This is a genomic window from Nocardia macrotermitis (genome assembly GCF_009604405.1).
Classification (GTDB): Bacteria; Actinomycetota; Actinomycetes; order Mycobacteriales; family Mycobacteriaceae; genus Nocardia; species Nocardia macrotermitis.
Genome location: NZ_WEGK01000037.1, coordinates 1 through 9,021, shown reverse-complemented (window position 1 = coordinate 9,021; position 9,021 = coordinate 1). Strand labels below are relative to the sequence as shown.

Here is a 9,021-nt window from a genome sequence, read left to right as displayed (position 1 = left end):
TGCGACGAGCCATGGTGGGAGGATTGTTTGCAGGTGCGCGGCCGCGGCGGTGGGGTTGGACATGATTGCCCGGAACAGTGAGTCGTGTGGGTTGTCCTGGGCGGCAGTCATATCCGTCACGATAGCGACGATTTGTGGACACGCCAAGGCGAAATGTTGTGTGACACACCGTGTTTAGAGTGGATATTCCAGTACGGTTGTATCCAGTTTCCGGGACTGGTTGATGCTGAGTCGAATTCGATGAGGTTGACGCGTTTCCGCAGCCTGGAATCACCCGGATTGCGCAAACCGCGATGCACAATTCCCTCTTGCGGCACAAGCTATTTGGATAGCATTGCCGAGTGTTTCGGACGGATCCCCTCGTGACCGTTGAAACTCACACGGGCAACTGCACTTTCGGAGCACAAAGCAATTCGTGTTCGATCGTTGCGACCGGGTTCATCTCGCGACGGTGGGTGTGGCTGTCGCCGCGAGATGACGCGCTCAGTCCCGTATCGATGCGGTGAAGGTGTCCCATTCGGCCGGGCTGAAGGTCAGCGCGGGGCCGGTCGGGTTCTTCGAGTCGCGGACGCCGACCTGTCCGTCGTGCAGCCATGCGACCTCGACGCATTCGCTCTGACCGCTGCTGTGGCTGCTCTTGAACCAATGCGCTTCTGGTAGATCGGTATTCACGCCGAATAGCTCCTTGCCACCCGCCGGAGCAGGTCTCGGGACTTCGTTTCGTCCAGTGCAGTCGTACGTATGGCCGCAGCAAGGTCATGGTAACGCTGGACGTCGTCGGGTTTCTCCAGATACAGGTCATTGCTTCCCTGACCCTCCAGGAAGACCAGCGGGGGCTCTGCTGGTCTGCCCTTGGCGTCGACGCCGAAATCGAGAATTACGAAGGGGCCGTGGAGCAATCCCCAGGTGCATCCGGCCGCGAAGGGATGGATGCGGAGCGTGACGTTCGGCCGCTTGCTGATCTCCGCCAGGTGGTGCAGCTGCGCCGCCATGACTCGTGGGCTGCCGACGACCCGATGCAGCGCGGACTCGTGCAGCAGGACCTCGAGTTCCAGCGGGGCGGTCTTGCGAGTCACGATCGCTTGCCGCCTGAGCCGATATTCGACCCGGCGCTCGATATCCTGCGCACTGTTGTCCCGGTAGAACCCACTGATCAGCACGCGCGCGTAGTCGGCGGTCTGCAACAGGCCGGGCACGTGTTCGTGATACGAAATCAGTTTGCGCGCAGAGGCTTCGAGGCCGACGAACATATTGAAGTTGTCCGAGTACAGACCTCCGAATGCCGTGTACCACGACGTGACCTGTGCCTGTTTCGCGAGTTCGACCGCCCGATCGGCGTCCGGTCCGCTGACCTCGAGGATCTCGCACAACGCCCGAACATCCCGCACCCGAACCTTCTTCACCTTGCCCGACTCGATCCGCTGCAACGCGGCCGGACTCAACTCCACCAGCCCGGCCAGCCGGTCGATGGAGAACCCGATCTCGTTGCGCGCCTTGCGAAGAAACCGCCCGAGCTGACGCCGCGGCAGCGTCGAAGGTTCGTCGTTATCGGTCATGCCGCTCGTACCTCCTGCGAAAGTGATGGAAACCGAACCGAAAAGTGAATGATCCCCGCGAATGATGCGATCGGGGCGCTGGGATTTCGCCGGATCCGCTCCCGATCCCCCGAATCCCCTGCCGCCGCAGTGAATCCGGTGATCTCCTGTGCCCGGCAGCTACTACTCGACAACCTACAAGAAAGTTTCCGAAATGTCTCCAACGAATCGAGATCGGACTGTGCCCATTGCGATTTCGTACCTGAGAGGAGACATATCGAAGTTGAACCAACCCTGGCATGAAAGCCGGTTACGTTCCCTGGCAGGACGTTTCGGATTCGAATATTCCAAAACAATAGTCTTCACCCGGACCGATCCGGACCGGATGTCCCGCCTCCTGCACGAGGCCAACCGCGCCGAAGCCGAAGCCATCTTCACCCCGACCCTCGCCCACCTCGACTATCCCGACCTCGACACCCTTCTCGTGGAGGCCGCCCACCTGCGAATCCACAGCATCATCACCTGGAACCCGATGTTCACCTACCAACTCGACAACCGAGAACCCCGCCCCCACAACCTCCGCCGCATAATCCGCCGCCGATAACGAAAACCCCATGACATCGCCGAAACCGTTGTCGATCGTTCGGCCCCGGCAGTCACCTCGCCGGATATCCGGAAGTCCTCAGCGTCAAGCGCAACCCAAGAGCCGTCAGGCATATGGCATCGGATCGAATGATTTCGATCCCCTCGAAGTGTGGAGGCTCCTTTTTATGCGGCCTCGTCTCGTGATAGGGCCGCTGCCGAGGCCGCTCGGATGGCGGCCATGTGGATCTCGTAGTTGATCGGTGATAATTCCGCCGCACGGGCTGTGGCGGCGGGGCGGGTTGTAGAACGGTGATCCAGGTGACGATCCGTACCGCGGCTTCGGCGCGGGTGCGGAAGCGGTGCCGGTGGGCGAACTCAACCTTCAGGGTGGAGTTGAACGATTCGGCCGGCGAGTTGTCCAGGGCGACCCGGCCCATCGACTGCACCGCCCCCAGATGCCGGCACAAGGCGTTGGTGGCCGCGGCGGCGTACTCCTCAGGTTCAACCGGTGGATGCAACCGCAAATCGGGCAGTAGTATGCATTCCGTTGGGTAACAGCCAACTATTTGCATAGTCCCGAGGAGTGGCGCTGATGGCCGAGCACCGCAGTACACCGCTTCCTGGCGAGCTCTGGCAGGCACCGCTTCGAACCGTTCGCCCCCAGGACCTGACCGACATCTACGCCCAACCGCGGCCCGAGATCACCCGGCTGGTCGATCGGGGAGTGTTGCACCGCGTAGCTCACGGCTACTACATCATCGTCCCGCCGGACTACGTCGGCCGAACCTGGCTGCCCGGTCTGGAAGCGGCGGCAGCGGGTATCGCGTCATCGATATACGGGGCGGATCGAATCGTTGTCATGGGTATCAGCGCGGCCCGTCTACTGGGAGCCATACCTCGTGCATTGGCGACCGCTGTTGTCGCGGTCCCGAGCCAGCATCGCCCGATCGCACTGACCGACCGTTCGGCGCACGTCCGGTTCGTCCGCCGAGATTCGGATGCTCTGGATGCCGAGCGCATCGAAACCGCACTGGGTCCAGCGCTGGTCACTACTCCCGAGCAGACGGTGTTGGACCTCGCCCGGCGTCCGGAACTGGGCAACGCCGAGGCGGAGGTTCGTTCGGCGATCGAAACGCTTTGTCGCCGATGCGATTCGGCGAGACTCGCGCAGCTCGCTACTGATCAGCGTCTGGGAACGGCACTTCGACGTGCACAAAGTTGGGTGGGAGCATGAATATCGACGAACGTGACAGTGTCGCAATTCAATTCGGAGTCTCCCCGGAGCAGGTCGAGCGTGATCACCTGATCTCCCATTTGCTGGCGGCAATCAGCCGAGGCTTTGGCGACCGGCTGCACTTCATCGGTGGAACCGCGCTTGCCCGTACACATTTGGTTGGTGGCAGGCTCAGCGAAGACATCGATATGGTTGCTTTCGGTAACTGAAATGCATTGTCAGTCAGTGATTTTGGTGTAGACCTCGAGGTTTCGGCATCGTCGGGAAGTAGTGCTGCTCCACGGGCTCCGAAACGACGTGGGTGAGTGCCTCGTCGAGGTTGCTGTGGTCGTATCCGGTCCAGCGTTCCCGAGCGCTGCGCCGGAACTCGCCCCAGGAGCGAACGGTGAATTCCTCCCGGTAGGTCCGTTCGGTGTCGCCGCTGCGGTCGAGTTGCCATGAGGTGGCGCCTGTTCGGCGTCGCGACAACTCGACGCGTCGCATGGCCGCGACGAACCGGGGTTCGTGGTCGGGGCGGATCAGGTAGTCGATCGAGATGGTGACGGGGCCGTCGGTCGGGTCCGGATCGAACACCAACTCGGGTTCACCGGCGCCGAGCATCGTGATGGTTCGGTCCAGTGTTCCGACCTGCGCGGTGAGGGGTAGCCAGGGGACGCTGGCGGCGGTGAGGACGAGCAGTGCCGCGGCGATCAGCAGCGTGGTCGCCGCGCCGAGGAACTCCGCGGTCAATCCCCAGATGAACGATGCGAGGCCTTGGCCGCCGAGGAATACGAGCAGGTAGACGGCCATTCCTCGGGCGCGGACCCACTCGGCGAGGGTCAGCTGCAAGCCGGCGTTCAAGACTGTCAGCGTCGCGATCCATGCGACACCCGAGAGCACGAACACGGGGATGACCAGGGCCGATGACCGGAGGGCCGGAGCGGCGGTACCGGCGGCGAAGACCAGGGCCGAGCCGGCCAGCAGCCATGACGTGCTCAGGTGGCGACGCAGCAGCGGCAGCACGAAAACGCCCAGTACGGATCCGATCCCGAGCGCCCCGAGGAGCAGACCGTATCCGGCGGCCGCGAGATGGAGATCGACCACGGCGACGGTGGGGAGCAGCGCCCACAGCGCGGATGCCGGGAGTGCGAACAACGCCGCACGCAGCAGGATGCGCCGAGCGCCCGGCGCGGCACGCATGTACCGGACGCCGGCCGCCATGGCCGGTCCGAATCGCTCACGCCCGAGCTGGGTGATCCGGGCCGGCCTCTTCCAGCGCGCCAGGACGACCAGCACGCCGAGGAAGGACACCGCGTTGAGTGCGAACACCGGCCATGAACCGGCGAGTCCCACGATGGCTCCGGCGATGGCCGGTCCGATCGCGCGGGCGCCGTTGACTGTCACGCTGCCCAGGGAGGCGGCAGCGGGGATCTCCTCGCGTGGAACGAGCTCGGGCTGGATCGCTTGCCATGCCGGATTGGTCAGTGCCGCAAGGCATCCGAGAGTGAACGTGATCAGCAGCAGCGACCACGGCGCCAGCCCGCCCACGATGTCGAGCAGCATCAGGACCGCCGCCGCGATCGCCGACAGCGCGGTCGTCGCGATGAGGAGCCGACGTCGGTCCCAGGCATCCGCGAGGACGCCGGCAACCAGGGACAGCAGGACCACAGGCAGCAGACTCGCCGTTTGCACCCACGCCACCAGAGCCGGCGAATGCGTCTGCTCGACCAGGTACCACTGTGCGCCGACCGACTGCATCCAGCTGCCGAGGTTGGACCCGAGCTGCGCCATCCACAAGCTGCGGAACAACGGCCGCCGCAGCGGCGCCCATTGGGAAGTCATCCGGCCATTCCTTCGGCCTGATCGAATGCGGGGTTCACGTCGAGTATCGAATCAGACGGGTGCGCTGGGCGGAACGGTCCCAGCGAACTCGTCAGGCGGGCCGTGGCCCGTACATGATCACCGCGACACCGATCAGGCAGATCACCGCACCGGTGGCGTCCCATCGGTCGGGGCGGAAGCCGTCCACGGCCATTCCCCACAGGAGCGATCCCGCGACGAACACCCCGCCGTACGCGGCCAGGATGCGCCCGAAGTTCGCGTCGGGCTGCAACGTCGCGATGAACCCGTAGATGCCGAGGGCAACCACGCCCGCACCGATCCACGCCCACCCACGATGCTCGCGTACTCCCTGCCAGACCAGCCAGGCGCCACCGATCTCGGCGACAGCGGCCAAGGCGAACAACAGAATCGAGCGTATTACGGTCACGAGCAGAGCCTAGGTATCGGCTGCGTGAGCCGGTGGCGCCTGCCGGTCGTCTCGAGCCGGGCTGCTAACGCGTCGAGGACCTCGACATGGTGATCGAGGCGGATTACTCGGGGTAGGCACGGACGCTGCTGTACTGGTCTGCGCTGCCATAGGCGACCGCCCTGGCATTCGGATCGCGATCGTGTAGAGCGTCGGTGGCTCCGGTGGGTCGGGGGATCGGCGTGCTGGTAGCTCATCGTAGCTGCGCCGGTTCTTGGTCGGTGGTCAGGCGGATGAGCTGTTTGGAGTCGTTCCACAGTTTTGTGGCGCGTGGCTCGTCGTAGGACAGGCGCGCGGATCGTACTGCCGAGAGGGTCCCTTCCTTCGCCTGGAAGTACTTGCCCGAGGCCCCCGCGTAGTCGGGATCGGCCGCGATCGCTGCCAGGGAAGCGCCCGAGAACTCCATATCGGAGGTGGTGACGCCGATCCGTTTCGAGACCCACTTCATGGCGGTGCCGGCCGCGAGCCATCGAACGGGTTCGGGCATATTGCGGAGGAACCCGGTCTCGGGTACAGAGCCCGGATCGAACGCGATCGAGGATATCGAACTGCCGGCCTTGCGGAGCCGGCGATCCAACTCGTAGGCGTACATGACGGTGCACAGCTTCGAGGTGGAGTAGCGCTTTCCGGCCGACAGCGCTTTGCCGCCGTTCTTCCCGTTGTTCGCCAGCGCGAAGGCATCCGGTTCGGCAGCGGCGCCGACCAGGCGGCCGTCCATCGAGTCCGGATCGTGGGTGCCGCTGGCGGTGTAGACGACCCTGCCACTCTCGGACAGGTTCGGGACGAGCAATTCGACGAGCAGGAAGTGCCCGAGGCAGTTGGTCGCGAAAGTTGTTTCGTATCCGTCGGGGCTGTACGAGATCTCGCCGTCGAAGCGGCCGCCGGCGTTGCAGAGGATCGCGTCGAGCGAGGAGATCTCGCCCGCGTCGAGCATCGTGCGGAACTGCGCGGCGGCGGCCCGGACCGACGCGAGCGAGGAGGTGTCGAGCGGCAGCAAGGTCGCTGTCACACCGTGTTTCGTCTCTAGTTCGTCAGCGACCGGTCGCATGCGTTCGATGCTGCGACCGGCCAGAACGAGGTCAATGTCCTTCGCGGCGAGCGCTCGTGCTGCGGCGAGACCGATGCCCGAGTGACCGCCGGTGATCAGGATCGAAGTCACGTCCGTTCCTTTCGGATGAGAATGGCTGGGTCACGCCAGGATTGCCGATCGGGCGGTGGCCGAGCCAGGGACAACCTGTCCGCGGCTGACGGCTACCGCGACCGGGTATACCGAGGTGTACTGAGGGCATGATCGATCGATCTGGTCTTGCGGATTTTCTGCGCCGTCGCCGGGAGTTGCTGAGCCCGGCGGATATCGGTCTGCCTGAGGGCGTTCGGCGTCGCACGCCTGGTCTGCGGCGCGACGAAGTCGCTCAGCTGGCCAGTATTTCCACCGACTACTATGCACGCCTGGAACAGTGCCGCGGCGCTAATCCGTCCGAGCCCGTCATGGCGGCACTGGCTCGTGCACTGCGGTGCGATCCGGACGAGCGCGACCACCTGTATCACCTGGCAGGGTTCTCGTCTCCGGAACGTCACTCCGGCGGGTACGTCCGGCCCGGGCTGATGAGTCTGCTGAACCGGCTCGACGACGTTCCGGCCTGTGTCGTCAGTGATCTGGGTGAGATTCTGTGGCAGAACACGATCGCCGAGGTCGCGCTCGGGTGGACGGCGGGCAAGCGCACCGACCGCTCCCGCAACATCGTGTGGCAGTGGTTCACCGAACCGGCCCTGCGTGCCTGTTTTCCGGAGGAGGACTGGTCACGGCACTCCCTCGCGCACGTCAACGATCTGCGGGCGACCTATTCACGGCGCGGGGGTGATGCCGATGTCACCGACCTGGTCAAAGGCTTGCGCAAGCACAGTGCGGAGTTTCGCGACCTGTGGGAACGCCACGAGGTCGCGGTGCATCGCTTCGACCGAAAACGGTTCCTACACCCCGAGGTAGGTGTTCTGCATCTGACTTGTGAGGTACTGCTCTCTCCCGAAGCGGACACCAAGGTTCTGGCGTTCTTCCCGACCGAGGGCACCGACACCCACGAGAAGCTCGAGCTGTTGCGAGTGATCGGGCCATTGGAGTTTCGGGCACCCCGGTGAGCGGTGCACGCACTGAGAGAGTTCGGGCAGATCCACGGACAGCCTGGTCCTGGTTACCTCTTCGCGGCACACGTCATTCCGGCACGATCGCCGAGACCCTCGACGAGCTCGGACTGGCCACCGCGGTCGTCGGCGTCATCGGGCTGGGACGTACACAGCGACTTCCACCGCGCCGCGGAAGTCGCCCGCGCCGCCTACGACGCGGGTCTGGCAGCGCTGCGTCCGGGCCGAACGTTCGGTGAACTCGTCGACGCGATACACGAGCCGATCGAGGAGGCCGACGGCTGGCCGTTCCTGATCGCGGTGCACTCACTCAACCCCGGACTTTCCGTGGGCAAGGGCCTCGGAACCTTCAGTCGTATCCCGGGCGCCGGAGGATACCCCCGCGTTCCCGACCACCCCACATTCCTGCCCGACCTGGAACTGGTGCCGGGGATGAGCTTCGCCTTCGAGCCGAACTACGCGTTCGGACGGCACCTGGTCCATCTCGGGGGCACAGTGGTCGTCGGACAGGACTCGCCGATCGAACTCAACCCGTACTCGGCACAGCTACTGCACACAGCCGGAAACTGAACTGTTCTCCGATGGGCGGCGTCGGATCGCCACTGGCAGGAGTGCCCGGCGTGAGGATCCCCGCTGATCCGGAAAGCGAATCAGCGGGCTTCGGCTGAAATTGGGTGAGAGTCAGCTCGAGAGATCTGTCCGACGCGGTGCAGGTGCTGCGCGTGACGGGCTGAGGGTGTCTTTCGAGGTGCGGTATGTCGGTGGTATGGCGGGTGAGCGTATCGCTGCTGTACAGGTGAAAGTGCTTGCCGCACTGTTGAATTGGCAGGTGGATTGCCCCGAGGGCGTCCGGTTCTCAATCCCGCCGAGTGCAGGGCCGGGTTGCCCATGTTTCGGGGGCTCGTACCAGGGTGACTGTTTGATCTGCACGTTTTCGATTCCGTCGGCGATCCGCAGCTCAGGTATACCCGCCGAACTGCGAAAACATGTCGTAGGTTGTGCCCCCGGCAGGATTCGAACCTGCGGCCTACCCTTTAGGAGAGGGTTGCTCTATCCCCTGAGCTACGGAGGCGGGGCCGGTGGGCTAGCACCGGGCCGGGGCGAGTCTACCTGGATCCTATCTGGCGGAACACAAGGACGTGCTGGCCGCGCGCGACTATCTCACCGCGAGCGGCCGGGAATGGTTCGAGATCTGGGTGCCGCAACGTCCGCACCTGTGGCGGCATCCCAAACTCGTCTTC

General features: G+C 64.3%; 9 protein-coding genes, 1 tRNA gene and 1 pseudogene. 5 read left to right on the top strand and 6 right to left on the bottom strand.

What is annotated here, in order from left to right; genetic code table 11:
- Positions 1 to 483: 483 nt before the first annotated feature.
- Both NRB20_RS37260 and NRB20_RS37255 read right to left on the bottom strand, forming a co-directional pair.
- Positions 484 to 672, bottom strand: a complete 189-nt coding sequence (locus NRB20_RS37260) for a DUF397 domain-containing protein (protein ID WP_319945884.1) — start codon at positions 670 to 672, stop codon at positions 484 to 486.
- Positions 669 to 1,556, bottom strand: a complete 888-nt coding sequence (locus tag NRB20_RS37255) for a helix-turn-helix domain-containing protein (RefSeq protein WP_153416142.1) — start codon at positions 1,554 to 1,556, stop codon at positions 669 to 671. The genes NRB20_RS37260 and NRB20_RS37255 overlap by 4 nt, the downstream gene beginning before the upstream one ends.
- A gap of 262 nt (positions 1,557 to 1,818) precedes the next feature.
- On the opposite strand from NRB20_RS37255, the gene NRB20_RS37250 reads away from it, so the two are divergent.
- The 3 genes and pseudogenes from NRB20_RS37250 to NRB20_RS37240 form a co-directional block, all read left to right on the top strand.
- Positions 1,819 to 2,139 (top strand): hypothetical protein, encoded by a 321-nt coding sequence (locus NRB20_RS37250; RefSeq protein ID WP_153416141.1) that lies wholly within the window; start codon positions 1,819 to 1,821, stop codon positions 2,137 to 2,139.
- A gap of 573 nt (positions 2,140 to 2,712) precedes the next feature.
- Positions 2,713 to 3,354 (top strand): type IV toxin-antitoxin system AbiEi family antitoxin domain-containing protein, encoded by a 642-nt coding sequence (locus NRB20_RS37245; RefSeq protein WP_153416140.1) that lies wholly within the window; start codon positions 2,713 to 2,715, stop codon positions 3,352 to 3,354.
- Positions 3,351 to 3,560 (top strand): annotated as a pseudogene (locus NRB20_RS37240) (nucleotidyl transferase AbiEii/AbiGii toxin family protein); the annotation flags it as partial. The gene NRB20_RS37245 and the pseudogene NRB20_RS37240, both read left to right, overlap by 4 nt.
- A gap of 16 nt (positions 3,561 to 3,576) precedes the next feature.
- On the opposite strand, the gene NRB20_RS37235 reads toward NRB20_RS37240, so the two are convergent.
- The 3 genes from NRB20_RS37235 to NRB20_RS37225 all read right to left on the bottom strand — a co-directional run bounded on the left by NRB20_RS37235 (position 3,577) and on the right by NRB20_RS37225 (position 6,800).
- Positions 3,577 to 5,175, bottom strand: coding sequence for an MFS transporter (locus NRB20_RS37235; RefSeq protein WP_153416139.1), 1,599 nt, complete (start codon positions 5,173 to 5,175; stop codon positions 3,577 to 3,579).
- Between the two features lie 91 nt (positions 5,176 to 5,266).
- Positions 5,267 to 5,602 (bottom strand): YnfA family protein, encoded by a 336-nt coding sequence (locus tag NRB20_RS37230; RefSeq protein WP_319945882.1) that lies wholly within the window; start codon positions 5,600 to 5,602, stop codon positions 5,267 to 5,269.
- 232 nt (positions 5,603 to 5,834) lie between these two features.
- Complete coding sequence (locus NRB20_RS37225; protein WP_153416137.1) at positions 5,835 to 6,800, bottom strand: SDR family NAD(P)-dependent oxidoreductase; 966 nt, start codon at positions 6,798 to 6,800, stop codon at positions 5,835 to 5,837.
- Between the two features lie 128 nt (positions 6,801 to 6,928).
- Between NRB20_RS37225 and NRB20_RS37220 the strand changes: the two genes are divergently transcribed.
- Both NRB20_RS37220 and NRB20_RS37215 read left to right on the top strand, forming a co-directional pair.
- Complete coding sequence (locus NRB20_RS37220; protein WP_153416136.1) at positions 6,929 to 7,777, top strand: helix-turn-helix transcriptional regulator; 849 nt, start codon at positions 6,929 to 6,931, stop codon at positions 7,775 to 7,777.
- A 3-nt stretch (positions 7,778 to 7,780) separates the two neighbouring features.
- Positions 7,781 to 8,350, top strand: coding sequence for a M24 family metallopeptidase (locus tag NRB20_RS37215; RefSeq protein ID WP_153416135.1), 570 nt, complete (start codon positions 7,781 to 7,783; stop codon positions 8,348 to 8,350).
- A 429-nt stretch (positions 8,351 to 8,779) separates the two neighbouring features.
- On the opposite strand, the gene NRB20_RS37210 is transcribed toward NRB20_RS37215, so the two are convergent.
- A tRNA-Arg gene (locus NRB20_RS37210) sits at positions 8,780 to 8,852 on the bottom strand.
- Positions 8,853 to 9,021 lie beyond the last annotated feature (169 nt).